Origin of the sequence: Curtobacterium sp. PsM8 (assembly GCF_030433875.1) — a bacterium.
GTDB lineage: Bacteria > Actinomycetota > Actinomycetes > Actinomycetales > Microbacteriaceae > Curtobacterium.
The window spans coordinates 22,779-47,732 of the sequence record NZ_JARUXD010000007.1; the positions used below are offsets into that span (position 1 = coordinate 22,779).

The window sequence follows — 24,954 nt, forward strand, 5'->3', positions numbered from 1 at the left end:
CGTGTCGGACGGTGTCGTCGTCCGTGTCCTGTCCGGACGCGGGTCACGCGCCGCCGACCGGGAGGCGCTGGTCGCCGTCGTCGCGGACGTCACCGACACCGCCCCCGCGCTGGTGCGCGTCGTCCGTCGCTGCCCGCACTGCGGAGCGGCCGACCACGGCCGGCCGACAGCCGTCGCGGACGGTCACGACCTCGGTGTCAGCCTGTCGCGGACGACGGGGGTCCTGGCACTCGCCGTCGGCCCTGGCCCGGACATGATCGGCGTCGACGTCGAACGTCCCTCCCGCGTCGCCGCCGCCGAGCTCGGCGCGTTCACCCCGGGGGAGCGTGAGCGAGCCGCACGCTCCGGGTCCGCAGACGTCCACCGCACGGCGTGCTGGGCGATGAAGGAAGCCGTCCTGAAACGCGACGGTCGGGGTCTCCGCGTCGACCCGACCGCGGTTGACGCCGTGCTCGACCACGGGAAACTCGACCACACGTTGCTCGACCACCTGGACCTCCACCACGGCGCGTCCGAACCTGCCCGGCACACCGCTCGACTCGACGGGCTCGTGCACCCGGTGACGGTCCTCCGGCTCGACGACGACCTCGTGCTCGCCGTCGCGGCCGACGGCGCCCCGGTCACCGTCCAGGACCGACGCCACCGGACCGACGGAGCCCGACCGACAGGCCCTACGGCAGCGCCGGCACCCCGGGCTCGTCGATCCACGGTCCGGTGACGAGCAGCACGTCGCCCGGGGTGCTCCCCGCGGCGGCGGCGAACGCGTCGACGACGTCCGGTGTCGTGACCGTGGCGTGCCGGTGCCGCTCGGTGACGGTCCGGAGCCCGGCGGTGAAGGCGTCGTCGCCGATCGTGCGACGGAGGGCGTGCAGGGCGAGGGCTCCGCGCTTGTAGACGCGGTCGTCGAACATGTCCCGGGCGCCGGGGTCGGCGACGACCAGGTCCTGCGGCTGGTCGAGCAGCCCGGCGCGGTACTGCGCGGCCAGGTCGTCCGCCGAGTCACCGCCGCGGTGCTCGGACCACAGCCACTCGGCGTAGCAGGCGAACCCCTCGTGCAGCCAGATGTCCCGCCACTGCCCGAGGGTCACCGAGTTGCCGAACCACTGGTGGGCGAGTTCGTGGGCGATGAGCCGGTCGGTGCCGTGTTCGCCGTCGACGTGGTTCCGGCCGAAGACCGCCAGGCCGTGCGCCTCGAGCGGGATCTCCAGCTCGTCGTCGGTGACCACGACGCCGTACTCGGCGAACGGGTACGGGCCGAAGCGGTCGGCGAACAGGGCGAGCATCTCCGGCACGCGTCCGAAGTCGGTCTTCGCGGCCGCGGTCAGGTCGGCCGGGTGGTGCAGGGTCACCGGGACGGCGCCGCCCCGGATCGTCGTGGTGCGGTAGCGGCCGATCTGCACGGTCGCCAGGTAGGTCGCCATCGGTTCGGTGACGGCGTAGGTCCACCGGGTGCCGCGGGCGGTCCGTTCGCGGCCGAGGAGTTCCCCGTTCGCGACGACGTCGTAGCCGGCCTCGCAGGTGAGCTCGATGCGGTAGGTGGCCTTGTCGTCGGGCCGGTCGTTGCAGGGGAACCAGGACGGGGCGCCGATCGGCTGGCTGGCGACGATGACGCCGTCGGTGAGTTCCTCCCACCCGAGCGTTCCCCACGGGCTCCGGAGCGGCCGGGGTGCGCCGCGGTAGCGGACGTGCACGGCGAACTCGGCGCCGGCAGCGATCGGGGTCGCGGGCGTGACGGTGGTCTTGTGCGTGCCGACCGAGACCTTCTTCGCGCGCACGCCGTCGACGTCGACCCGGTCGACCGACAGCCCGTGCAGGTCGAGGACGACCTTGTCGAGCGGTTCGTTCGCCACCGCGGTCAGGGTGGCGGTCGCGTCGAGACGGTTCGTGGAGACCCGGTAGTCCAGGTGCAGGTCGTGGTGGCGGCTCGACCAGCGCCGGTCGCCGCTGTGCGGGGTGTACGGGTCGGTGGCGGGGTCGGTCTGCTTCACGGTGCCGGTCAGTCTGTCACGGCCCCGACGGGGGCCTGGGCGTCGGCGCGCTTCCCGTCCACGGTCCCGGTGGTGCCGTCCGGCCGGGAGGCACCATCAGGCTCCGACACGTCACCCGCCGCCGCCTCGACCACGTCCCGCCACGGCGGGTGCTCCCACGGCGAGATCGGGTTGCCGGCCCAGAGCGTGCCCGCGGGGACCTGCTCGCCGCGCATCACGAGGGAGGCCGGCCCGACGGTCGCACCGGGGCCGATACCGGCGGCCGGCAGGACGACGCCGTGCGGACCGAGCGTCGCCCCCGCGTCGAGGGTGACCGTGTCGAGCTGCATGACGCGGTCGTGGAACAGGTGCGTCTGGACGACGGTGCCGCGGGCGATCGTCGCACCGTCGCCGATCGTGACCAGGTCCGCCTCGGGCAGCCAGTACGTCTCGCACCAGACGCCGCGGCCGATCGTCGCGCCGAGGCTCCGCAGCCACGCGGACAGGGCGGGCGTGCCGATGGCCTGCTCGGCGAACCAGGGGCGTGCGACGGTCTCGACGAAGGTGTCCTGCACCTCGTTCCGCCACACGAACGAGGACCACAGCGGGTGCTCGGTCGCGGTGATGCGTCCGACGAAGGCCCACTTCGCCAGGGTCGACACCGCGGCGGCGACCGCTCCGGCGACGATGAGCACCGGGCCGGCGAGCAGCACGGTCCACCCGATGCCGACCGTGCTCCAGAGCGCCAGGAGGGTCGTCGCGACACCGAGGCCGATGACGGCGGAGACCATCGGGGCGACCAGGCGCAGCAACTCCCACGCGCCGCGGGCGACCTTGAGCCGGGTCGGTGGCCGGAAGGTGCGTTCCTCGTCGAACTGCGCGGCGGCGCGGCGCAGGCGGACCGGCGGGCTGCCGAGCCAGGACGAGCCGCGCTTGGCCTTCTTCGGCACGGCGGACAGCACGGCGACGAGCGCCTCGCGGGGGACCGAACGGCCGGCACCGGTCATGCCGGAGTTGCCGAGGAACGCCCGACGCCCGACCTTCGAGCGACCGATCTTCACGCGGCCGCCGCCGAGCTCGTACGTGGCGACCATCGTGTCGTCGGCCAGGAACGCCCCCGAAGCGATCTGCGTCAGCGCGGGGATGAGCAGCACGGTCGAGATCTCGGTGTCCCGGCCGACCTTCGCGCCGAGCAGCCGGAGCCACAGCGGGGTCACCAGGCTGGCGTACAGCGGGAACAGCAGCGTCCGCGCGGCGTCGAGGATCCGCTCCGTGCTCCACACCTGCCACCCGGTCCGGGAACGCACCGGGTGCCGGCCCTCGACCAGGCGGAGGCCGAGCAGCCGGACCGCGGCGACGACGAGCCCCGCGTACACGACCCCGGCGACGACGGTGGCGAGCGGCACGGCGAGCAGGGCCGGTCCCACCGCAGCACCGAGCGACCCCGGGCGGCCGACCACCGCGGCGGCGACGGCGAGCCCGGCCGCGACCCCGACGACGGGGAGCCCGGCGACAGCGACCGAGCCGACCCCGTACGCGAACAGCCAGCGCTTCGGGGAGGCAGGACGTGCCTCCCGGCCGTGGCGTGCCGAGCCGACGCGTTCGGCGGGCGATCCGGCCCACCGTTGCCCGTCGGGGACGCGCCCGGCGACGGCGGAGCCGGCCTCGACCTCGGCGCCGTCACCGACGTGCGCGCCGGGCATGAGTGTCGAGCGGCTGTGCACGACCGCGTCCGCACCGACGTGCACCGGACCGAGCCGGAAGACGTCGCCGTCCACCCAGTGCCCGGCCAGGTCGACCTCGGGCTCGATCGAGGCGCGCTTGCCGATCGTCAGCATCCCGGTGACGGGCGGCAGGGTGTGCAGGTCGACGTCACGGCCGATCGTCGCCCCAAGGGCCCGCGCGTAGTAGCTGATCCACGGCGCCCCCGCGGTGGAGGGGCCGTCGACCGCTTCGGCGATGCGCTCGGCCAGCCAGACCCGCACGTGCACCGACCCGCCACGGGGGTGGTCACCGGCACGGACACCGGCCAGCAGCAGCCGGGCAGCGACGACGGTGAGCGTCATCTTCCCCGCGGGGCTGACGAACAGCAGCAGGCCGACCACGAGCGCCGGCCAGGGCAGCACCGGCAGGAACGGCATCGTCGTGGTGTGCAGGACCTGCGCGACCAACGCCGTCCAGCTGAGCAGCCGGAGCCCGCGGATCACCTGGAGCGGCAGCCCGAGGAGTGTCAGCAGCGCCCCGGTCGCCGGTGGCACGGGCACCACGTGCCGGGAGGCCGCAGCCACCGGACCGGACTCGTCCAACGCGTCGGCGAGGGCGCCGATGCGCGGGTGGTCGTACACGTCAGCCACCGTCGTCGTCGGGTACCGCTCCCGGATCGCCGAGACCAGTTGCGCGGCGGTCAACGAACCACCACCGTGCTCGAAGAAGTCGTCGTCGACGTCCGCCACCGGTACCCCGAGGATCGCCGACCACCGCTCCGCGATCCACGCCACCGTCGGGGGCAGGTCCGTGCCCGTCGCACCGGCGAGCGGCCAGGGGAGCGCCGCACGGTCGACCTTGCCGGAGGTGCGGGTCGGCAACACGTCGACGACGGCGAGGAGCGGCACCAGGGCGGCGGGCAGCTCCTGCCGGAGACGCTCGTTCGCGGCCGACGTGTCGATGGTCGCACCCGCCACCGGGGCCACGTAGCCCACGAGGACCTGGTTGCCGGCCGGGGTCCGCTGCACGACCGCGGCACCACCGGCGACGCCGTCCAGCGCCTGCAGCGCAGCGTCGATCTCACCCAGCTCGATGCGACGGCCGCCGAGCTTCACCTGGTCGTCCGCACGCCCCTGGAAGACGAGGCCCTCCGGGTCGTACCGCACCAGGTCACCGCTCCGGTACGCCCGCTCCCACCCGAGGGTCGGGAACGGCGCGTACTTCTCGGCGTCCTTCGCCGGGTCCAGGTAGCGGCCCAGCCCGACACCACCGATCACCAGCTCACCGACCTGGCCCGGGGCGACCCGCTGCCCCTCGGCGTCGACGACGGCCAGGTCCCACCCGTCGAGCGGCAGCCCGATCCGGATCGGCGTGCTGCCGTCGAGCAGGGCCCCGCACGCCACGACCGTGGCCTCGGTCGGCCCGTAGGTGTTCCAGACCTCCCGGTCGCGCGACGCGATGCGGGCGGCGAGCTCGGGCGGGCAGGCCTCACCGCCGAAGATGACCAGACGCACCGACTCCAGCGCGTCGTCCGGCCACAGCGCCGCGAGCGTCGGCACCGTCGACACGACGGTGATCCCGTGCGCGATGAGCCACGGCCCGAGGTCCACACCGCTCTTCACCAGCGACCGGGGAGCGGGGACCAGGCAGGCACCGTGCCCCCACGCGAGCCACATCTCCTCGCACGAGGCGTCGAACGCGACACTGAGGCCGGCGAGCACCCGGTCGGTCGGCCCGAGCGGTGCCGACTGCAGGAACATCCGCGCCTCGGCGTCGACGAACGCGGCCGCGGAGCGGTGGGTGACGGCGACGCCCTTCGGCACCCCGGTGGACCCGGACGTGAAGATGATCCAGGCGTCGTCGTCGATCGTCGGGGGCTCGGCGCTCGCCGCTGGGTCGGTGACCGGCAGGGCGGTGCCGTCGCGGCTCCGGAGGACCCCGCCGGCACCGATGACGCCGACGACGTCCGCTTCGCCGAAGACGAGGGTGGCGCGTTCCTCGGGGTCGTCGGCGTCGACGGGGACGTAGGCGGCGCCGGCGGCGAGGACGGCGAGGATCGAGACGGACAGGTCGCGGCCGCCGGAGGGGATGCGGATCCCGACCCGGGCGCCGCGGCGGACGCCGTGCCGGGCGAGGTCGTCGGCGCGGTCGTGCACGAGGGCGAGGAGGGCCCGGTAGTCGAGTGGCCCGTCGGGGGTCTCGAGGGCGAGGGCGTCGGGGTGCGTCTCAGCGGTGGCGGTGAGGACGTCGAGCAGGGTCCTGGCGGGCGTCGCGTGGCTGCCCCGGTCGAGTTCCTGCTGCGTGGAGTGCGTCACGCCGCGTGATCCTAGAGCCCCCAGGTGTCCACCCCGGAAACCCCGCCGCCGCTCACCCACCTGCGTCATCACGACGAGTCGCCCCGACCTGCCGGAGTCTCATGGCTTCAGTCGCCGACGTACCGGAGTCTCACGACGAGCCGCAAGGTCCCACCGGAGTCGCCACGGGGGATCAGTCGGCGAAGCCGACATCGCGCGCTGCCGACCGAGCGCAGCGAGGACGACAGCTTGCGAGGGAATGTCCTTGTGCCCCCAGGAGGATTCGAACCTCCGCCCCTGCCTCCGGAGGGCAGTGCTCTATCCCCTGAGCTATGGGGGCCCGGGGTGTCACCAACCGTAGCAGGTCCGGACCGGCCCCCTGTACGCGTGTCGGGCCTCCCGGGCGTGCCGTCGCCGGACGGGAGGCGCGTGCCGGCCCCGCCCCGCGCCTCCCGTCCGCTGACGGTCCGCTCACGGTCCGCTGATGGTCCGTCGACGGTCCGGTGACGGCCCAGCGACGCTCCCGGCGACGGTCCGGCCGCCACGCCGGCGACCGGTCCCCGGCAACGTCCTCAGGGTGTCGGTGCGCTGCTCTCGGGGGCGCGGGCGTCGGGCGCGACCGCGGCGCGGACCGCGTCGACGACGGGCTGCGCGGCTCCGGGTTCGGTGAAGAGGGTGGACGAGGTGTGGATCCAGTAGGGGTCGGCGAACGCGTCGGCGCGGCCGGTCTTCCCGCTCAGGGTGAAGTACCCCTCGACCGTGTAGGTGGGGACGGAGCCGCCCTGTTCGAAGAGGGCGTCCTTGAGCTGGGTGAGCTGCTTCCCCGGCAGGTGTGCGACGGCGACGGTCACGGTGACGTCGTCGTCTGCGGTGGAGCGCCAGGTGCAGACGCGGCCGTCCTGGGCGGCGATCTGGGCGACGGGGGAGCCCTTGGTCGGCTTCGGGGAGCGGACCCGTTCGAACTGCTGCCCGTAGACGCTGAACGTGTCGGTGGGGACGAGTTCGGCGCAGGTCTGGCTGACCGGCCGTCCGACGACGCCGGCGGTGGCCGTGGCGGAGGCGGTCGCGCCGTCGCCGCCACCGCCGGAGCAGCCGGCGAGGACGAGGGCGGCGGGGACGACGAGGGCGGCGATGCTGATCGCCCGGAGGCTGCGGGAGGTCATGACCGACCATCCTGGTGCATCGGCCCCGGCGTGGTCCGGGCGGTTGCTGGGTGTCCCGGTAGACTCGTGCGCCGTGACTCCTGCCGAACTCTCCGAAGCGTACCTGTCGATCCTCACGGGCATCGTCGAGCGACGCGGTGCTGCCGACACGGTGACGATCGAGCAGTCGCACGTGGCGTTGGAGCGGCCGAAGAACCGTGCACACGGTGACTGGGCGTCGAACGCGGCGATGCAGCTCGCGAAGCGCCTGGGCACGAACCCGCGCGAGCTGGCGACGGAGATCGCCGGCGAGCTGACCGAGCTCGACGGTGTGGCGTCGGTGGACGTCGCGGGCCCGGGCTTCATCAACATCACGCTCGAGGCGGCTGCGGCCGGCGAGGTCGCACGCACCATCGTCGACCAGGGCGAGTCGTTCGGCCACGGCGACCTGTACGACGGCGTCCGCATCGACCTGGAGTTCGTCTCGGCGAACCCGACCGGTCCGATCCACATGGGCGGTGTCCGCTGGGCCGCGGTCGGCGACAGCCTGGCCCGTGTGTTCCAGGCGCAGGGCGGCCTGGTCACCCGCGAGTACTACTTCAACGACCACGGCAACCAGATCGACCGGTTCGCCCGGTCCCTGCTGGCGTCCGCGCTGGGCGAGCCGACGCCGGAGGACGGCTACGGCGGTGCCTACATCGGCGAGATCGCGGCCCGGGTGCTCGCGACGCTCGAGCCGGGTCTCGACGTGACGGACATGCCGCGCGACGAGGCGCAGGAGCTGTTCCGCCGCGAGGGCGTCGAGTTCATGTTCACGGACATCAAGCGCTCGCTGCACGACTTCGGCGTGGACTTCGACGTCTTCTTCCACGAGAACTCGCTGCACGAGTCGAAGGCCGTCGACCGCGCCATCGCCCGGCTGCAGGAGCAGGGCCGGATGTACGAGGCGGACGGCGCGCTGTGGCTCCGGACGACGGACTTCGGTGACGACCGTGACCGCGTGGTCATCAAGTCAGACGGCGAGCCCGCGTACATCGCCGGCGACCTGGCGTACTACCTCGACAAGCGCGAGCGCGGCTTCGAGCGGAACCTGATCATGCTCGGCGCGGACCACCACGGCTACGTCGGCCGCATGATGGCGATGTGTGCCGCGTTCGGTGACGAGCCGGGCAAGAACCTCGAGATCCTCATCGGGCAGCTGGTGAACCTGCTCAAGGACGGCCAGCCGCTCCGGATGTCGAAGCGCAACGGCACGGTCGTGACGATGGAGGACCTGGTCGACGCGGTCGGTGTCGACGCCGGTCGGTACGCCCTGGTCCGCTTCGCGAGCGACACTGCGATCGACATCGACCTCGACCTGCTCACCAAGCGGACGAACGACAACCCCGTCTTCTACGTGCAGTACGCCCACGCCCGCACGCAGTCCGTCGCGCGGAACGCCGCCGCGTCGGGTGTCGACCGTTCGGTGTTCGACGCGTCGCTGCTGACGCACGAGTCGGAGAGCTCGCTCCTCGGTGCCCTCGCCGAGTACCCGCGGGTGCTCCGTCAGGCCGCCGAGCTCCGTGAGCCGCACCGCATCGCGCGCTTCATCGAGCAGCTCGCCGGGCTGTACCACCGCTGGTACGACTCCTGCCGTGTCACCCCGCTCGGCGACGAGTCGGTGACCGACCTGCACCGCACCCGCCTGTGGCTGAACGACGCCACCGGCCAGGTCGTCCGCAACGGTCTCGGGCTGCTCGGCGTCAGCGCGCCCGAACGGATGTAGCGGTGTCGTCCGCAGCGGCTCCGGCAGCGGGTCGACGCCCGAAGCGCCGCGGCCGGACGGTCACGATCGTCCTGGTCGTCGTCCTCGTGGTGCTGGCCGTGCTGGTCGTCGTGGCGGAGTTCGTGCTCCGCGGCGTGGTCGACCGGACGGTCGCCTCGCAGGTCGAGCAGTCGCTGCCGGACGGCTCGACGGGCACCGTCGACGCGCACGTGTCGGGGGTCGTCATCCCGCAGCTGCTCCGCGGGACCCTCGACGACGTCCGGATCACCTCCGACCGGCTGACGGTGGAGGGCATCCCGCTCGCCGCCGACGTGACGGCGCACGACCTGCCCGTGGACGGCAAGGGTGCGGTGCACGACGTCGACGGCACGGTCCGACTGGCCTCCGGTGCGGTCAAGGACCTGTCGAAGTACTCGCCGCTGTTCGAGCGTGTCCGGCTCATCGACGGCGGGGTCGAACTGCGCGGCAGCGCCACGGTGCTCGGCTTCCGCATCGGGTACGCGGCGGACGGTTCGGTGACCGCGCAGTCCGACGGGCGCGGGGTGACGATCACGCCGAAGACCGTGCGGATCACGAACTCCTCGCTCGGGTTGAAGGTCGACGACATCCCCGGCGTCTCGGACGTCCCGGTGCCGGTCTGCACGGCGCAGTTCCTGCCGGAACAGCTCCGTGTCCGGTCCCTCCGGGTGACCTCGGCGGCGGCGACGGTGCGGATCACGGCCGACGAACTGCCCCTCAACGAGGCGGGTCTGCGCACCACCGGTCGCTGCTGACCGGGCGTGTGGTGCCGTCTCCGACGGCCGTCCACAGGCCTGCGTCACATGGCCGGGAGGCCCGCTCGGGCCGGATAGGATCGGGTCCCGTGAGCGAGAACCCCCTTGCGCCGCCGCGACTGCGGTTCCCGGCGGACGCCTCCGAGCTGGTGAGCCGCATCTGGCCCGCGTCCGCGACGCGGACCGACGAGGGCATGCTCGCCGTCGGCGGGGTCGCTGCCGACGAGCTCGTCGCCCGGTTCGGTTCCCCCCTCTACGTCGTCGACGAGCGGGACGTGCAATCCCGTGCCGTCCGCGTGCGGGACGCCTTCACCGACGCGTTCACCCGGATCGGCATGCGGGCACACGTCTACTACGCCGCGAAGGCCTTCTGGACGACGCACGTCGCCCGGTGGATGGCCGACGCCGACCTCCGTCTCGACGTCTGCACGATGGGCGAGCTCGCCGTCGGGCTGGCTGCCGGCGTCGACCCGGCACGGATGGGCTTCCACGGCAACGACAAGTCCGACGCCGAGATCGAGCGCGCCGTCGCGGTCGGGCTCGGCACGATCGTCCTCGACAGCCACGAGGAGATCGGCCGCGTCGCCCGGATCGCCGCTGCCGCCGGGGTCACCCAGCGGGTCCGCATCCGGATCAACAGCGGGGTGCACGCCTCGACGCACGAGTTCCTGGCGACCGCGCGCGAGGACCAGAAGTTCGGCATCCCCCTGTCCGAGGCGGTGCAGGCCGCGACCGCAGTCCGTTCCGAACCGTCGCTCGCCTTCGTCGGGTTGCACTCGCACATCGGCTCGCAGATCTTCGACGACAGCGGGTTCCGCGAAGCCGCCCGTCGACTCATGGACGTGCACGCCACGCTGGTGCAGTCCGGTCCGGTGCCGGAGCTCAACCTCGGTGGCGGCTGGGGCATCGACTACACCGAGGCCGATTCCGCCCTCGAGCCGGAGGACGTCGCGGACGCCCTCGCCGCGATCATCGCCGACGAGTGCTCCGCGCGGGGCATCCCGGTGCCCGAGATCGCGGTGGAGCCCGGCCGGTACATCGTCGGCCCGCCCGGCATCACGCTGTACCGCGTCGGCACGATCAAGCCCGTCTCGGTGGACTCCGAGGACGGCACCGCGGCGACCCGCACCTACGTCTCGGTCGACGGCGGGATGAGCGACAACGTCCGGCCGGCGCTCTACGGTGCCGACTACACGGCACGGCTCGCCCGGACCTCGGACGCCGACCCGGTGCTGACCCGCGTGGTCGGCAAGCACTGCGAGAGCGGCGACGTGGTCGTCCACGACGAGTACCTGCCCGGCGACGTGCGCCGCGACGACCTGCTCGCCGTGGCCGCGACCGGTGCCTACTGCTGGAGCCTGGCGAGCAACTACAACCACGTCGGTCGTCCGCCGGTCGTCGCGGTCGCCGACGGGGCAGCCCGTATCCTCGTGCGGGGCGAGAGCGTCGACGACCTCCTCGCCCGAGACACGGGCGTCGTGCCGGTTCCCGAGACCGGTCCGGACGCCTGAGAACCCGACCCGGAGAGACCCCCACCAGATGATCGAATACCGCAACGTCCGCGTCGCACTGCTCGGAGCCGGCTCGGTCGGCTCTCAGGTCGCACGACTCCTGCTCGAGCACGGACCGGAGCTCGCCACGCGTGCCGGCGCCGGTCTCGAACTCGTCGGGATCGCCGTGCGCGACGTCGACGCCCAGCGGGACGTCGACCTGCCGCGCGAGCTGTTCACGACGGACGCCGGTTCGCTCATCCTCGGAGCCGACATCGTCGTCGAGCTCATCGGCGGCATCGAGCCCGCCCGCACGCTCGTGCTCCAGGCGCTGCAGTCCGGCGCCGACGTCGTCACCGGCAACAAGGCACTGCTCGCCACGCACGGCCCGGAGCTCTTCGCCGCCGCCGAGCAGGTCGGCGCACAGCTCTACTACGAGGCGGCCGTCGCCGGGGCGATCCCGATCATCCGGCCGCTGCACGACTCGCTGGCGGGTGACCGCATCGAGCGGATCATGGGCATCGTCAACGGCACGACGAACTTCATCCTCGACCTGATGGACCGAGAGGGCGCGACGTTCGCCGACGCCCTGGCCACCGCGACGGAGCTCGGGTACGCCGAGGCCGACCCGACCGCCGACATCGAGGGCTACGACGCCGCGCAGAAGGCCGCGATCCTGGCCTCGATCGCGTTCCACACCTCGGTCCCGCTCGCCGCCGTGCACCGCGAGGGCATCACCTCCGTGACGATCGAGCAGGTCCGAGCCGCGCGCAAAGCCGGCTACGTCGTGAAGATCCTCGCCACGTGCGAGCGGCTCACCGACGCGGACGGCCGCGAGGGCGTCAGCGCCCGGGTCTACCCGGCCCTGGTGCCGGAGTCGCACCCGCTCGCCAGCGTGCACGGCGCGAAGAACGCGGTGTTCGTCGAGGCCGAGGCCGCCGGCGACCTGATGTTCTACGGCGCCGGAGCCGGTGGGGTGGAGACGGCCTCCGCGGTCCTCGGCGACCTGGTGTCCGCCGCCCGACGGCACGTCATCGGTGGCCCGGGTGTCGCCGAGTCGACCCGGTCGGCGCTGCCGGTGTTCCCGATCGGGACCGTCCGCACCCGCTACCAGATCTCCCTGCACGTGTCGGACGCACCGGGTGTGCTCTCGGCCGTCGCCGGGGTGCTCGCGGCCCACGGCGTCAGCGTCGAGACCGTCGAGCAGACCACCACGGGTGCCACCGAGGGGACGGCGACGCTCGTCATCGGGACGCACCTGGCGCGGGAGGCCGACCTGGCCGACACGGTCGCCGCGCTCCGGGGTGAGGACGTGGTCCTGGACGTGACCAGCGTCCTGCGGTTCGTGGGGGCGTAGCGCGACCACGCGCCTCCCGGCACCGCACCGACCACCCGCACGACCCACACCGATCCACCCAGTCCGTTCCACACCGCCCGTTCCACACCGCCCGATCCACCCAGACCGACCCACCGGACAGAGAGAGAAGCCTGATGGCCCACCAGTGGCAGGGAGTCCTGCGCGAGTACGCCGACCGACTCGACGTGACCGACGCGACCCCGATCGTGACGCTCGGTGAGGGCGGCACCCCGCTCATCCCGGCTCGTCGGCTCTCCGAGCGCACCGGCGCGACCGTGTACGTCAAGTACGAGGGCATGAACCCGACCGGTTCCTTCAAGGACCGCGGCATGACGATGGCGATCTCGAAGGCCGTCGAGCACGGCGCGAAGGCCGTCATCTGCGCCTCGACCGGCAACACCAGCGCCTCGGCCGCCGCGTACGCCACGCACGCCGGCATCACCGCCGCGGTGCTCGTGCCCGAGGGCAAGATCGCGATGGGCAAGCTCAGCCAGGCCGTCGCCCACGACGCCCAGCTGCTGCAGGTGCAGGGCAACTTCGACGACTGCCTGGACATCGCCCGCGACCTGTCCGCCAACTACCCGGTGCACCTGGTCAACTCGGTGAACAACGACCGCATCGAGGGGCAGAAGACCGCCGCGTTCGAGGTCGTCGACGTCCTCGGTGACGCGCCGGACTTCCACTTCCTGCCGGTCGGCAACGCGGGCAACTACACCGCGTACTCCCGCGGCTACCGCGAGGACGTCGCCTCGGGGCGCTCCACCAAGATGCCGCGCATGTTCGGCTTCCAGGCCGCAGGCTCGGCCCCGATCGTGCACGGCGAGGTCGTCCGGCACCCGGAGACCATCGCCTCCGCCATCCGCATCGGCAACCCGGCGTCGTGGAAGTACGCACTGGAGGCCCGTGACGAGACCGACGGCTACTTCGGTGCCATCTCGGACGAGGCGATCCTGGCGGCGCACCACCTGCTCTCCGCCGAGGTCGGCGTCTTCGTCGAGCCGGCATCCGCCATCGGTGTCGCCGGGCTGCTCGAGCGCTCCGACGCGGGCGTCATCCCGAAGGGCGCGACGGTCGTCATCACGGTGACCGGCCACGGCCTCAAGGACCCGCAGTGGGCGCTCCGCACCCAGGACGGTGGCGAGGTCACGCCGACGAGCGTCCCGGTCGACACCGCGGCGATCGCGGACGTGCTCGGACTGGTCAGCGCGCGGTGAGCGCCGACCGCTCGTCCGGACCGGGGGAGGGCATGACCGCCCACATCGCTGTACCGGCCGGACGGGCGGTGCGTGTGCGCGTCCCGGCGACGTCGGCGAACCTCGGGCCGGGGTTCGACTCCCTGGGACTCGCGCTCTCGCTCTACGACGAGGTCGTCGTCCGCGTCCGACCGGAGCCCGGCGCGACCGTCACGATCGACGGTGTCGGTGCGGGCGAGGTCCCGACCGACGACACGAACCTGGTGGTCCGGGCCGTGCGCCGGGGCCTCGAACACGCCGGGGTCCCGCAGCCGGGGCTCGAGCTGCACGCCACGAACGCCATCCCGCACGGTCGCGGCATGGGGTCCTCGGCGGCGGCCATCGTCGCCGGGCTGATGGCGGCACGTGGCCTGCTCGAGGGCGTGGTCGACCTCGACGCGGCGACCCTGCTCACCCTCGCCACCGAGATGGAGGGGCACCCGGACAACGTCGCCCCGGCCCTCTTCGGCGGGCTGACGATCGCATGGATGACCCCGGACGGGCCGGCGCACAAGCGACTGCTCGTGCACCGCGGTGTCTCGCCGGTCGTGTTCGTGCCGACGTCGACGCTGTCGACGAAGCTCGCCCGCTCGCTGCAGCCGATGACCGTGCCGCACGAGGACGCCGCGTTCAACGTGTCCCGCTCCGCACTGCTCGTCGCGGCGCTGATCCAGAGCCCGGAACTGCTGCTCGCCGCGACCGAGGACCGGCTCCACCAGGCGTACCGGGCGAGCGCCATGCCCGAGACCGACGCCCTGATCGGCCTGCTCCGTCAACACGGCCTGGCTGCGGTCGTCTCCGGAGCCGGGCCGAGCCTCCTGGTCATGGGCAGCGACCCGGCACAGCGTCTCGACGCCGCCGGACTGGTCGAGCGACACGCCGAATCCACCTGGCGTCCGCTCATGCTGGCCGTCGATCTGGGTGGTGCTACAGTGAAGGCGCTCCCGACGCTCGAAGCCGATCTCGCGCAGGCCTCGACCATCCACGGTCGACCGCCAGCTTGATTCGGTGCGTGGGGCACTTTCTCCAGATCACCGTTCTCGGGCCAGATCACCTGGCTTGGCCAGATCACCGTTCCCGGTCCGTCGTCTGAACGACGGCCGTTGCACGCTGCCACGAGATCGGTGGAAACTCTCCGCGTTCTGCGGTCGGAAGGAACAACAGCATCGTGACCGACGTCACCACCTCCACCTCGGTGGAGATCCCCACTGACCTCCGCGCACTCCGTCTCCCGGAGCTCCAGCGCATCGCCTCGTCCCTCGGCATCACGGGGCTCTCGAAGCTCCGCAAGGGCGACCTGATCGCGTCGATCGAGGACAAGCGTCCGGCCGAGGCACCCGCCTCCGTGACGCCGACCCTCGACGGCGCCGGGACCGGCACGCCGGCTCCCGAGGCCGCTCCGGCAGCGGAGGCACCCGTCACCCAGGCCGCCGCGCAGGCGCCAGCCACCCAGTCACCGGCCACGCAGGCCGACGCCCCCGCCGAGTCCGCCCCGCGCGGTCGTCGCAGCCGTCGCGTCACTTCAGGAGGCACGGTCACCGCCGAGCCGACCGCTGCGGTCACGCACACCAACGCTGGGCACACCGGCACCGAGGACCTCCTCGCCGGCCTCGACCAGGTCCGCGCCGAGAAGGACGCCCAGGAAGCCGCCCAGAGCGGCCAGCGTCGCGGACGCGGTCGTGACCGTCAGGCGCAGCAGGCCGACGCGCAGGAGTCGCGCGGCGCCACCGCCGAGACCCAGGTCCCGGTCGCGGACGCCGTCCAGCAGGGCGACCAGGACGCCACCCAGGACGACACCCAGTCGACCGAGGGCCAGCAGAACGACCAGTCCGACCAGGGCGACCAGTCCGAGGGCGGCGCCCGTCGTGGCCGTCGCAGCCGCGGCCGTGGTCGTGGCCGCGGGCAGAACGCCGACCAGGCCGACCAGGGCGAGCAGAAGCCCGCCCAGCAGCAGGCCGAGCCCGAGCAGAAGCCGGCGCAGCAGCAGAACGGCAAGCAGCAGAACGGTCAGCAGAAGCAGCAGGACCAGCGCGACGCACAGCGCGACCAGAAGCAGCAGGACTCGCAGCGCGAGCAGAAGCAGCAGGACGCCCAGCGTGACCAGCAGCGCGGCGATCAGCAGCGTGGCGAGCAGCAGCGCGCCGCCGAGCAGGAGGCCGAGAACGGTCGCACCCGCCGGCAGCGTGACCGCAAGCGCGGTCGCGGTGGCCAGAACGACGAGTTCGAGCCCGAGGTCACCGAGGACGACGTCCTCATCCCGATCGCCGGCATCCTCGACGTGCTCGACAACTACGCCTTCGTGCGCACCACCGGTTACCTGCCGGGACCGGAGGACGTGTACGTCTCGCTCGGCCAGGTGAAGAAGTACCACCTGCGCAAGGGCGACGCCGTCGTCGGTGCGATCAAGCAGCCGCGTGACAACGAGCAGCAGAGCCGTCAGAAGTACAACGCGCTGGTGAAGATCGACACGGTCAACGGCCAGACCGCCGACGAGGCCGCCGCCCGCGTCGACTTCCAGGACCTCACCCCGTTGTACCCGAACGAGCGCCTGCGCCTCGAGACCGAGCCGGCGAAGCTGTCGACGCGGATCATCGACCTGGTGTCGCCGATCGGCAAGGGCCAGCGCGGTCTCATCGTCTCCCCGCCGAAGGCCGGCAAGACCGTCGTCCTGCAGGCCATCGCGAACGCCGTCTCGAAGAACAACCCCGAGGCGCACCTCATGGTCGTCCTGGTGGACGAGCGTCCCGAAGAGGTCACCGACATGCAGCGCACGGTGCAGGGCGAGGTCATCGCCTCGACCTTCGACCGTCCCGCCGAGGACCACACCACGGTCGCCGAGCTCGCCATCGAGCGCGCCAAGCGCCTGGTCGAGCTGGGCCACGACGTGGTCGTGCTGCTCGACTCGATCACCCGCCTCGGCCGCGCGTACAACCTGGCCACCCCGCCGTCGGGCCGCGTGCTCTCCGGTGGCGTGGACTCGGCCGCGCTCTACCCGGTCAAGCGCTTCTTCGGCGCCGCCCGCAACATCGAGAACGGCGGCTCGCTGACCATCCTCGCCACGGCGCTCGTCGAGACCGGGTCGAAGATGGACGAGGTGATCTTCGAGGAGTTCAAGGGCACCGGCAACATGGAGCTCCGCCTCAACCGGCACCTGGCCGACAAGCGGATCTTCCCCGCCGTCGACATCAACGCCTCCGGGACCCGTCGCGAGGAGCAGCTGCTCTCCGCCGACGAGGTCGCGATCACGTGGCGCCTGCGTCGGGCCCTCGCCGGGCTCGACACCCAGCAGGCACTCGACGTGGTGCTGCGGAACCTCAAGGAGACGCAGTCGAACGTGGAGTTCCTGGTCCAGATCCAGAAGTCCGTGCCGGCGACCAGCGGTCACGGCAACGGCCACCAGGAGTAACGCGTGTTCGAGTCGGTGGCAGGGCTGCTGGCGGAACACGAGGAACTGACGCAGCAGCTGTCGGACCCCGCGCTCCACGCCGACGCGGCCCGTGCGAAGAAGGTCAACCGGCGGTACGCCGAACTCAGCCAGATCAAGGCGGCGTACGAGGCCTGGCAGGCGGCGGGGGACGACCTCGCCGCCGCCCGGGAACTCGCGCGTGAGGACGAGGCGTTCGCGGACGAGGTCCCCGGGCTCGAGGCGCAGCTGGCGGAGCGCCAGGAGCGTCTCCGCCGGCTCCTCATCCCGCGTGACCCCGACGACGGCCGTGACGTGATCATGGAGATCAAGGGCGGCGAGGGCGGCGAGGAATCGGCGCTGTTCGCGGCCGACCTGCTCCGGATGTACTCGCACTACGCCGAGGGCAAGGGCTGGAAGGTCGAGCTCCTCGAGCGCACCGAGTCTGACCTCGGCGGCTACAAGGACGTCCAGGTCGCGATCAAGTCGAACGCGACCGACCCGTCACAGGGCGTGTGGGCGCACCTCAAGTACGAGGGCGGTGTGCACCGTGTCCAGCGGGTGCCGCAGACCGAGTCGCAGGGGCGCATCCACACCTCGACCACCGGCGTGCTCGTCTTCCCCGAGGTCGACGAGCCCGAAGAGGTCGAGATCAACCAGAACGACCTGAAGATCGACGTGTACCGGTCCTCCGGTCCCGGCGGGCAGTCCGTCAACACGACGGACTCCGCGGTGCGCATCACGCACCTCCCGACCGGCATCACGGTCGCGATGCAGAACGAGAAGTCACAGCTGCAGAACCGCGAAGCGGGGATGCGCGTCCTGCGTGCCCGCATCCTCGCGCGCCAGCAGGAGGAACTCGACGCCCTGGCCTCGGACGCGCGCAAGTCCCAGATCCGCGGGATGGACCGGTCGGAGCGCATCCGCACCTACAACTTCCCGGAGAACCGGATCGCGGACCACCGCACCGGGTACAAGGCCTACGACCTCGACCGCGTCATGAACGGCGCGCTCGAGCCGGTCATCCAGTCGGCGATCTCGGCGGACGAAGAGGCACGCCTGGCCGCCATCGGCGACCAGGACGCCTGACCGGCGTGGACCAGCCGCAGCCGACGTACGCCGCGGACCGTCTCCTCCGGGAGGCGGCCGCGGCGTTGTCCGCGGCCGGCGTGCCGACCCCGCAGGTCGATGCGGAACTGCTGCTCGCGTGGGCGACCGACACCTCGCGCGGTGCCGTGCAGGCCCGCGCGATGACGGGAGGCGCGATCGGCGCCGAGCACGTCGAGCGCTTCCGGCACGCGGTGGCCCGGCGCGTCACCCGCGAGCCGTTGCAGCACGTCACCGGTGAAGCTCACTTCCGCGCCCTGACCCTGTCCGTGGGACCCGGCGTCTTCGTGCCGCGTCCCGAGACCGAGTCCGTCGTGCAGTTCGGCATCGACGCGCTCCGGGCGACCGCGGTGCCGGAACCGATCGCCGTCGACCTCGGTACCGGCAGTGGTGCGATCGCCATCGCGATGGACACCGAGGTGCCGAACGCCGTCGTGTACGCCGTCGAACGCTCCGCCGAGGCCCTGCCGTGGACCCGGCGCAACGTCGACGCCCACGGTGGCTCGGTGCGACTCGTCGAGGGCGACCTCGCCGACGCGTTCCCGGAGCTCGACGGACAGGTGTCGGTCGTCGTCTCGAACCCGCCGTACGTGCCCGACGACGCACTGCCGATCGACCCCGAGGTCCGCGACCACGACCCGGCGCTCGCGCTCTACGGCGGACCCGACGGCCTCGACGCCGTGCGGGCCCTCACCGAGACCGCGTGGCGACTGCTCGTGCCCGGCGGACTCCTCGTCGTCGAGCACGCCGAGCAGCAGGGGGCCGGGGTGCGTGCGGTCCTCGCGGCTCGGGGCTTCCGGTCGCCGGAGACGCACGTCGACCTCACCGGACGCGACCGGACGACCACCGCCACGCGCTAGGCGGACGGGGGGCGGGCCTCCCGGCAGGCGGTCAGCCGTCGGTCGGGACCGACGCTGTCTCGTGGGCGGCGATGAACGTCCGGACGGCGTCACGGAGGTCCGTGTCGCGCTCGACCAGGACGGCCGTGATGCCGACACTCCGGGCACCCGCGACGTTCTCCGGCATGTCGTCGGCGAAGAACGTGCGCTCGGCCGGGACGCCGTGGTGCTCGAGCACCCGACGGAAGACGTCCGGTTCCGGCTTGCGGGCACCGAAGTTGCTCGACGTGTCCAGGTGCTCGCCGAACAGCGGGGGCAGCGACGGCACCCACTCGTGCAGCCACCGACCGGCCAGCGGACCGTTGTTCGTGAGGAGCGCCACGCGGCCGTGCTCCTTGGCGATCCGGACCGCCTCGACCCGGTCGGGCAGCTCGGTCATCGCGGCGCCACGGACGCGGGCCCACTCGGCCTCGTCGACCGTGCAGCCCATCGCCTCCTGGAAGGCGGCCAGGTACGCGTCGCCGTCGGCGAAGTGTCCCGCTTCGGCGAGCTGCTCGCTGCCGGTGTCCCACCAGCGGCGACGGAGCTCGGTGAACTCGTGGCCCGTCAGCTCGGAGAGCCCGGCCATGCGGGTCATCCAGTCGTAGCGGACGAGCACGTCGTCCATGTCGAAGAGGAACAGGAGTGGGGGCGCAGCGGTCTCGTTCACGATGTGCACCATCCTCGCGCACTATCATCGTGCAGGTCATGGCTTCCCGATACGACTGCTCCGACCCCGACGGGCTCCTCACCGGGATGCGGCTCGCCCGAGCCGCCCTCGGTCGCGGTGAACTCGTCGTCGTGCCCACCGACACCGTGTACGGCGTCGCCGCGGACGCGTTCAGCGCGCAGGCCGTGCAGCGCCTGCTCGACGCGAAGGGCCGGACCCGGCAGTCGCCGCCGCCCGTGCTCATCCCGGGCGTGGCGACCATGGACGCCCTCGCCAGCGAGGTGCCCGAGCAGGTCCGGCGCCTCGTCGACGAGTTCTGGCCCGGTGGGCTCACGGTGATCCTCCGCGCGCAGCCGTCCCTCGACTGGGACCTCGGCGAGACCCGCGGCACGGTGGCGCTCCGGATGCCGGACTCGCGCATCGCCCTCGAACTCCTGCAGGAAGTCGGACCGCTCGCGGTGTCGTCCGCGAACTCGACCGGCGACCCGGCCGCGATGGACATCGACGACGCCGAACGGATGCTCGGCGACAGCATCGCGGTGTACCTCGACGGGGGAGCGATCCCCGCGCACGAGGGCACCGCCTCCTCGACCGGCTCCACGATCGTCGACGCCACCGGCCTCGCCGCGGGGGAGGGCCTCCGGATCGTGCGCCACGGCGTGATCTCCGACGACGAGATCAGGCGGGTCGTCGGGGACGACCTCGTGCGGTGAAGTTCTACCTGCTCGCGGGCGTCATCTCGGCGGTCGTGAGCTTCCTGGTCAGCTGCGTCGTCTGGAAGCTCGGCGTCAAGTACAAGTGGTACCCGAAGGTCCGCGAACGGGACGTGCACCGCACCCCGACGCCGCGGCTCGGTGGCATCGCGATGTTCCTCGGCGTGATCGTCTCCCTGCTCTGCGCGTGGTTCCTCTTCCCCGCCATCGCCGGGCAGGACTACTTCCGGCTGGTCTTCGCCGAACCAGGACGCGTGTTGGCGGTCCTGGCCGGGGCCACGATCATCGTGGTGCTCGGTGTCGCGGACGACATCTGGGACCTCGACTGGATGACGAAGCTCGCGGGCCAGATCATCGCGGCGGGGATCCTCGCGTGGCAGGGCGTCGCGATCGTGTCCCTGCCGATCGGCAACACGCTCGGCGTCGGCTCGTCCTACATGAGCCTGATCTTCACGGTGCTCGCCGTCGTCCTGGTGATGAACGCGGTGAACTTCATCGACGGACTCGACGGTCTGGTCGCCGGCGTCGCGATCATCGCCGGCGGGGTGTTCTTCCTCTACACGTTCTTCATCAACCGCGTGGTCGTCGAGACCGAGTTCTTCTTCAACCTGCCGTCGCTGCTGACCGCGGTGCTGGTCGGCGCCTGTGCGGGGTTCCTGGTGCTCAACTGGCACCCGGCCAAGCTCTTCATGGGGGACGCCGGAGCGCTGCTCGTCGGGTTCCTCATGGCCACCAGCGCGGTGTCGATCACCGGCAACATCGACCCCGCGGCGGTCCGCACCCGGACCGACCTGCTGCCCGCGTTCATCCCGATCCTGCTGCCGTTCGCGATCCTGGTCGTGCCGATCCTGGACTTCGCCCTCGCCGTGGTCCGTCGAGTCAGCGCCGGCAAGTCGCCGTTCTCGGCCGACCGGAAGCACCTGCACCACCGCCTGCTCGACATGGGGCACTCGCACTTCCACGCGGTGCTCATCTTCTACGCGTGGACGGCCACGGTCGCCTTCGGGTGCCTGCTTTTCCTGTTCGTCAACTGGTGGTGGGTCACGGCCTTCGTCGCGGTCGGGTTCACGGTCTGCGCAATCGCGACGTTCGCGCCGCTCGGCCGGAAGCGCGTCGAGATCGCCGCCCAGTCGACCGCGCGACGCGGGGGAGCGGTGGACGCCAGTCTCGACCCGCTCGACCGTGCCGCGGCCGTCCGCGACCCGCACGCCAGCCACCCGACCCGACCGATCCCTGGAGACCCCTCGTGACCACCCCGAACGGCCTCGACCACGTCCGGCCGGTCTTCCGGCGCATCCTGCTGCAGGGGGCCGTCCTCGCCGGGGCCCTCGCCGTCGTCGGGGGTGTCGTCGGGTGGTTCGTCGCCGGCGGTCCCGGACTGACCGGTGGGCTGATCGGCGCCGTGATGAGCGTCGTGTTCTGCGGACTCACCGCGGTCAGCGTCCTGCTGGCGATCCGGTTCTCGGGCGGTCAGATGATCTCCGGGGCCTTCTTCGGCACGATCATGGGGACCTTCCTGGTGAAGTTCGTCGTGTTCATCGTCGTGCTCGTGGCGTTGAAGGACCGCGACTGGGTGAACACGCCGGTGCTCGCGATCGCGATCATCATCGGGGTCATCGGTTCGCTCGTGATCGACGTCACCGTGATCGCCCGTGCCCGGGTCCCGATCGGCGTCGAACTGCCCGGAGGCCGGACGGACGCTGAGGATCGCGACCCCGCTGCCTGAGAGCCCGAGAAGCCGCACACACCTGATAGGCTTCTGGAGCCCGCTGCCGGAGCATGAGCTCGGACGGGCAAGCCTCCACATCAGTCCACCTCCGCGTGCCATGCGTGCGCGCCCCGACACAGGAGACAGCGCTGCTATCCCACGCTCTTCCCCTGTCCCTCATCGCTGCGGGTAACCCCGTCGCGGCGGGGAGCAGCAAGGCCGCCGAGTTCCATGGTCCGTCGATCAACGAGTTCTTCCCGGACCCGATCTTCTTCGCCGGTACTGCGTTCGAGATGGACCGCATCGTCCTCATCCGCTTCTTCGCGGTGGCCGTGCTCCTCGTCTTCGCATTCGCCGGAACCCGCGCGCTCAAGCTGGTCCCCAACCGTGGACAGGCATTCATCGAGTACGCCTTCGACGTCGTCCGTCGGAACACCTTCGACAACCTGGGTGAGAAGGACGGCAAGCGGTTCCTGCCGCTCCTCGCGACGATCTTCTTCGGCGTCCTGTTCATGAACCTCACGGGCCTGGTCCCGTTCATGAACATCGCCGGAACCAGCCGCATCGCGATGCCGATGATCCTGGCGATCGTCGCCTACATCGCGTTCATCTACGCCGGCCTGCGCAAGCACCCGGGCACGTTCCTCCGGAACTCGCTCTTCCCGCCCGGGGTGCCGTGGCCGCTGTACATCATCGTGACGCCGATCGAGCTCGTCTCCACCTTCGTGCTCCGTCCGATCACGCTGACGCTGCGACTGCTGATGAACATGGTCGTGGGGCACCTGCTCCTCGTCCTGTTCTTCTCGGCGACGTGGTTCTTCTTCTTCGACGCGGAGAGCCTCTTCAAGTTGTTCGGTGTCGGGACGCTCGCGTTCGGCATCGCCTTCAGCTTCTTCGAAGTCCTCGTCGGGTTGCTCCAGGCGTACGTCTTCATGTTGCTGACGGCCGTCTACATCCAGCTCGCGCTGGCTGACGAGCACTGACACCCTTCTGACCCCCTACGGGACCGACACTCGTCGGACCCGCACCTCGAAAGGAAAACACGTGGACGCAACGACCGTTCTCGCGGAGATCAACGGCAACATCGCGACGGTTGGCTACGGCCTCGCTGCGATCGGCCCGGCCATCGGCGTCGGCATCGTCGTCGGCAAGACCATCGAGTCCGTGGCCCGCCAGCCCGAACTGCAGGGTCGCCTCACCACCCTCATGTACATCGGTATCGCCTTCACCGAGGCCCTTGCCTTCATCGGCATCGCGACGTACTTCATCTTCACCAACTAAGGCCCCTCGATGCAGACTGCACTCATCATCGCGGCGGAGGAGACCCACAATCCTCTGATCCCACCGGTGTACGACATCGTGTGGTCGCTGGTTGCCTTCGTCATCATCTTCATCGTGATGTGGCGTGTCGTCACGCCGCGGATCACGAAGATGCTCGATGAGCGCACCGAGGCCATCGAAGGCGGCATCAAGAAGGCCGAAGCCGCCCAGGAACAGGCCGCTGCTGCGCTCGACGAGTACAACAAGCAGCTGGCTGATGCACGTGCCGAGGCATCGCGCATCCGTGAGCAGGCCCGTGCCGACGCCACCGCGATCGGCAACGAGGTCCGCGAGCAGGCCAGCGCCGACGCCGCACGCATCACCGCGAACGCCCAGGCGCAGATCGAGGCAGAGCGCCAGAGCGCGCTCCAGTCGCTCCGCTCCGAGGTCGGCACGCTCGCACTCGGCCTCGCGTCGGGTGTCATCGGCGAGTCCCTCCAGGACGACGCCAAGGCGACCGCCGTCGTCGACCGCTTCCTCGCCGACCTCGAGTCGTCGCAGGGTGCCCAGACGGCGGCCGGAACGGAGCACTGAGCATGCGCAGCGCCACCCGCGAAGCGATGACGTCCACCAGGGCGGTGCTCGCCGAACTCGGCGGTGCCGTCGACCTGGGCGTCGGCGCAGAGATCTTCGCCTCCGGGCGAGCGATCGCCCGGGCGTCGCAGCTGCTCAACCTGCTCGCCGACCCGACCGCCGACACCGCTGGCAAGAAGGTCCTCATCGACCGCGTCTTCGCCGGACAGAGCGACGCCACGCGCGCCGTCCTGACCGCCGTCGCCGGCTCGCGCTGGTCGTCGCAGGGTGACCTGCTCGCCGGCATCGAGGACGCAGCAGTGCGTGCCGTGGCCGCGACGGCCGACCAGTCGACCTCGATCGAGGCCGAACTGTTCGCCTTCGAGACCGCAGTGCGTTCGGACGCCGGACTCGAGCTCGCGCTCGGGACCAAGCTCGGCAGCGCCGACCAGAAGGGCTCCCTCGCGGAGCGCCTGCTGGCCGGCAAGGTGTCGCAGCAGACGATCACCATCGTGTCGAACCTCGTGCAGCAGCCCCGTGGCCGCCGCATCGGCGAGATCGTGCGTGACGCCTCCCGGATCGTCGCAGACCAGGCGGACAAGCTCGTCGCCACGGTCATCACGGCGACGCCGCTGTCCGACGACCAGGCGGCTCGTGTCGCCCACGGGATCGCGCAGCGCTACGGACGGGACATCACCGTGAACCGCGTCGTCGACCCCTCGGTCATCGGCGGGGTCCGCGTGCAGGTCGGCGGCGACGTCATCGACGGCACCGTCGCGACGCGGCTCGCAGACCTCCGTCTGCAGCTCGCCGGCTGAGCGTACGGTCGGACTCGTCCCTCCAAGTCCACAACGGGAACTGCCCCGCCCGGCAGCATCACCCTCTCGGAGCCGAAGGGCCCCGGAAACCAACAAGGAA

General features: G+C 71.6%; 21 protein-coding genes and 1 tRNA gene. 17 read left to right on the forward strand and 5 right to left on the reverse strand.

What is annotated here, in order from left to right; translation table 11 throughout:
- The first annotated feature begins 1 nt into the window (after position 1).
- Positions 2-718 carry a 4'-phosphopantetheinyl transferase family protein gene (locus QCD68_RS02655; RefSeq protein WP_301221917.1) on the forward strand — a complete coding sequence of 239 codons (717 nt, stop codon included), beginning with the start codon at positions 2-4 and terminating at the stop codon, positions 716-718.
- Here the strand turns inward: QCD68_RS02655 and QCD68_RS02660 are convergent.
- The 4 genes from QCD68_RS02660 to QCD68_RS02675 all read right to left on the reverse strand — a co-directional run bounded on the left by QCD68_RS02660 (position 672) and on the right by QCD68_RS02675 (position 7,128).
- Positions 672-1,988, reverse strand: a complete 1,317-nt coding sequence (locus QCD68_RS02660; protein WP_301221918.1) for a M1 family metallopeptidase — start codon at positions 1,986-1,988, stop codon at positions 672-674. The genes QCD68_RS02655 and QCD68_RS02660 overlap by 47 nt on opposite strands.
- Positions 1,989-1,996: 8 nt before the next feature.
- Positions 1,997-5,986: a Pls/PosA family non-ribosomal peptide synthetase gene (locus QCD68_RS02665; RefSeq protein ID WP_301221919.1), complete on the reverse strand. Its 3,990-nt coding sequence runs from the start codon at positions 5,984-5,986 to the stop codon at positions 1,997-1,999.
- Positions 5,987-6,233: 247 nt separating this feature from the next.
- A tRNA-Arg gene (locus tag QCD68_RS02670) sits at positions 6,234-6,305 on the reverse strand.
- A 232-nt stretch (positions 6,306-6,537) separates the two neighbouring features.
- Positions 6,538-7,128 carry a hypothetical protein gene (locus tag QCD68_RS02675; RefSeq protein WP_301221920.1) on the reverse strand — a complete coding sequence of 197 codons (591 nt, stop codon included), beginning with the start codon at positions 7,126-7,128 and terminating at the stop codon, positions 6,538-6,540.
- Positions 7,129-7,201: 73 nt separating this feature from the next.
- Between QCD68_RS02675 and argS the strand changes: the two genes are divergently transcribed.
- The 9 genes from argS to prmC all read left to right on the forward strand — a co-directional run bounded on the left by argS (position 7,202) and on the right by prmC (position 19,094).
- On the forward strand, positions 7,202-8,872 hold the full coding sequence (gene argS / locus QCD68_RS02680) for an arginine--tRNA ligase (protein WP_221850338.1): 1,671 nt from the start codon (positions 7,202-7,204) through the stop codon (positions 8,870-8,872).
- 2 nt (positions 8,873-8,874) lie between these two features.
- Positions 8,875-9,645: an LmeA family phospholipid-binding protein gene (locus QCD68_RS02685; RefSeq protein ID WP_301221921.1), complete on the forward strand. Its 771-nt coding sequence runs from the start codon at positions 8,875-8,877 to the stop codon at positions 9,643-9,645.
- An 89-nt stretch (positions 9,646-9,734) separates the two neighbouring features.
- The gene (gene lysA / locus QCD68_RS02690; RefSeq protein WP_301221922.1) at positions 9,735-11,156 is read left to right on the forward strand and encodes a diaminopimelate decarboxylase; all 1,422 of its coding nucleotides are present in this window, start codon (positions 9,735-9,737) and stop codon (positions 11,154-11,156) included.
- 28 nt (positions 11,157-11,184) lie between these two features.
- Positions 11,185-12,492: a homoserine dehydrogenase gene (locus QCD68_RS02695; RefSeq protein ID WP_221850335.1), complete on the forward strand. Its 1,308-nt coding sequence runs from the start codon at positions 11,185-11,187 to the stop codon at positions 12,490-12,492.
- A 134-nt stretch (positions 12,493-12,626) separates the two neighbouring features.
- Entirely contained in the window at positions 12,627-13,706 is a 1,080-nt protein-coding gene (thrC, locus tag QCD68_RS02700) for a threonine synthase (protein WP_221850334.1), read from the forward strand.
- 32 nt (positions 13,707-13,738) lie between these two features.
- A complete protein-coding gene (gene thrB / locus QCD68_RS02705) occupies positions 13,739-14,728 on the forward strand; it encodes a homoserine kinase (protein ID WP_253463292.1) in 990 nt (329 codons plus the stop codon).
- A gap of 164 nt (positions 14,729-14,892) precedes the next feature.
- Positions 14,893-17,130, forward strand: a complete 2,238-nt coding sequence (rho, locus tag QCD68_RS02710; RefSeq protein WP_301221923.1) for a transcription termination factor Rho — start codon at positions 14,893-14,895, stop codon at positions 17,128-17,130.
- A 3-nt stretch (positions 17,131-17,133) separates the two neighbouring features.
- Positions 17,134-18,216, forward strand: coding sequence for a peptide chain release factor 1 (gene prfA, locus QCD68_RS02715; RefSeq protein WP_290158527.1), 1,083 nt, complete (start codon positions 17,134-17,136; stop codon positions 18,214-18,216).
- 5 nt (positions 18,217-18,221) lie between these two features.
- The gene (gene prmC / locus QCD68_RS02720) at positions 18,222-19,094 is read left to right on the forward strand and encodes a peptide chain release factor N(5)-glutamine methyltransferase (RefSeq protein ID WP_301221924.1); all 873 of its coding nucleotides are present in this window, start codon (positions 18,222-18,224) and stop codon (positions 19,092-19,094) included.
- A 31-nt stretch (positions 19,095-19,125) separates the two neighbouring features.
- Here the strand turns inward: prmC and QCD68_RS02725 are convergent, their stop codons facing one another.
- Positions 19,126-19,794: an HAD family hydrolase gene (locus QCD68_RS02725; RefSeq protein ID WP_301221925.1), complete on the reverse strand. Its 669-nt coding sequence runs from the start codon at positions 19,792-19,794 to the stop codon at positions 19,126-19,128.
- A 26-nt stretch (positions 19,795-19,820) separates the two neighbouring features.
- Between QCD68_RS02725 and QCD68_RS02730 the strand changes: the two genes are divergently transcribed.
- The 7 genes from QCD68_RS02730 (at position 19,821) to QCD68_RS02760 (ending at position 24,854) form a co-directional block, all read left to right on the forward strand.
- Complete coding sequence (locus QCD68_RS02730) at positions 19,821-20,495, forward strand: L-threonylcarbamoyladenylate synthase (protein WP_111073721.1); 675 nt, start codon at positions 19,821-19,823, stop codon at positions 20,493-20,495.
- Entirely contained in the window at positions 20,492-21,745 is a 1,254-nt protein-coding gene (locus tag QCD68_RS02735; protein WP_301221926.1) for an MraY family glycosyltransferase, read from the forward strand. Before QCD68_RS02730 ends, QCD68_RS02735 begins: the two co-directional genes overlap by 4 nt.
- Positions 21,742-22,221, forward strand: coding sequence for a hypothetical protein (locus tag QCD68_RS02740; RefSeq protein ID WP_301221927.1), 480 nt, complete (start codon positions 21,742-21,744; stop codon positions 22,219-22,221). The genes QCD68_RS02735 and QCD68_RS02740 overlap by 4 nt, the downstream gene beginning before the upstream one ends.
- A gap of 104 nt (positions 22,222-22,325) precedes the next feature.
- The gene (gene atpB, locus QCD68_RS02745) at positions 22,326-23,186 is read left to right on the forward strand and encodes a F0F1 ATP synthase subunit A (protein WP_221850328.1); all 861 of its coding nucleotides are present in this window, start codon (positions 22,326-22,328) and stop codon (positions 23,184-23,186) included.
- A 61-nt stretch (positions 23,187-23,247) separates the two neighbouring features.
- Positions 23,248-23,484, forward strand: a complete 237-nt coding sequence (gene atpE / locus QCD68_RS02750) for an ATP synthase F0 subunit C (protein ID WP_027465781.1) — start codon at positions 23,248-23,250, stop codon at positions 23,482-23,484.
- Positions 23,485-23,493: 9 nt separating this feature from the next.
- A complete protein-coding gene (locus QCD68_RS02755; protein ID WP_221850327.1) occupies positions 23,494-24,057 on the forward strand; it encodes a F0F1 ATP synthase subunit B in 564 nt (187 codons plus the stop codon).
- Positions 24,058-24,059: 2 nt separating this feature from the next.
- Positions 24,060-24,854, forward strand: a complete 795-nt coding sequence (locus QCD68_RS02760) for a F0F1 ATP synthase subunit delta (RefSeq protein WP_111073619.1) — start codon at positions 24,060-24,062, stop codon at positions 24,852-24,854.
- Positions 24,855-24,954 lie beyond the last annotated feature (100 nt).

What these genes read in the sequence shown, in the direction of transcription:
- QCD68_RS02695 (WP_221850335.1), top strand. Translation starts at nt 11,185, where the DNA reads ATGATCGAATACCGCAACGTCCGCGTCGCACTGCTCGGAGCCGGCTCG.
- QCD68_RS02755 (WP_221850327.1), top strand. Translation starts at nt 23,494, where the DNA reads ATGCAGACTGCACTCATCATCGCGGCGGAGGAGACCCACAATCCTCTG.
- QCD68_RS02730 (WP_111073721.1), top strand. Translation starts at nt 19,821, where the DNA reads ATGGCTTCCCGATACGACTGCTCCGACCCCGACGGGCTCCTCACCGGG.
- thrB (WP_253463292.1), top strand. Translation starts at nt 13,739, where the DNA reads ATGACCGCCCACATCGCTGTACCGGCCGGACGGGCGGTGCGTGTGCGC.
- QCD68_RS02675 (WP_301221920.1), bottom strand. Translation starts at nt 7,128, where the DNA reads ATGACCTCCCGCAGCCTCCGGGCGATCAGCATCGCCGCCCTCGTCGTC.
- QCD68_RS02760 (WP_111073619.1), top strand. Translation starts at nt 24,060, where the DNA reads ATGCGCAGCGCCACCCGCGAAGCGATGACGTCCACCAGGGCGGTGCTC.
- thrC (WP_221850334.1), top strand. Translation starts at nt 12,627, where the DNA reads ATGGCCCACCAGTGGCAGGGAGTCCTGCGCGAGTACGCCGACCGACTC.
- QCD68_RS02725 (WP_301221925.1), bottom strand. Translation starts at nt 19,794, where the DNA reads ATGGTGCACATCGTGAACGAGACCGCTGCGCCCCCACTCCTGTTCCTC.